We start from the raw sequence: 521 nt of genomic DNA on the forward strand, positions 1-521 counted from the left end.
GTAACACAACCAACCGCTGTGCAAGCAACCATTATTAATACAACCGATGTTTCTTGTCATGGTGGTAATGATGGAACAGCCTCTTTGGCAGTACAAGGAGGAACACCAACAAGTGGGTACACCTTCCAATGGAGTGGTGCTCCTGGACAAAATAGCCCAAATGCCACAGGCTTATCGGCAGGTGTACAAACTGTCACGGTCAGTGATGCCAATGGTTGTTTTGATATTGATACCTTTACCATCAATGAGCCAAACAATGCTTTGAGTGGTTATATTACAGCTGCCAATGCGCTTTGTTTTGGTTCTTCTACTGGAGAATTGGGAGCGGTTATCACAGGAGGAACAAGACCTTATCAATATACATGGAATAGCACACCGGTTCAAACAACTGTTGTTGCCGATAGTTTACCCGCAGGCACCTACAACCTAAGCGTGACCGATGCCAATGGTTGTTCTTTAGAACTAACCAGTACGATTGGAGAACCCACAGAATTGACAGTTAGTGCCACCGTTCTACAACA

Annotated in this window: 1 protein-coding gene; it reads left to right on the plus strand. The window is 44.9% G+C overall.

What is annotated here, in order from left to right:
* On the plus strand, window positions 1–521 hold a 521-nt coding region (locus CG11_RS26385; protein ID WP_197043970.1), incomplete at both ends, for a SprB repeat-containing protein.

The sequence above is a fragment of the Aureispira sp. CCB-QB1 genome, from assembly GCF_000724545.1.
In the GTDB taxonomy this organism is placed as follows: domain Bacteria; phylum Bacteroidota; class Bacteroidia; order Chitinophagales; family Saprospiraceae; genus Aureispira.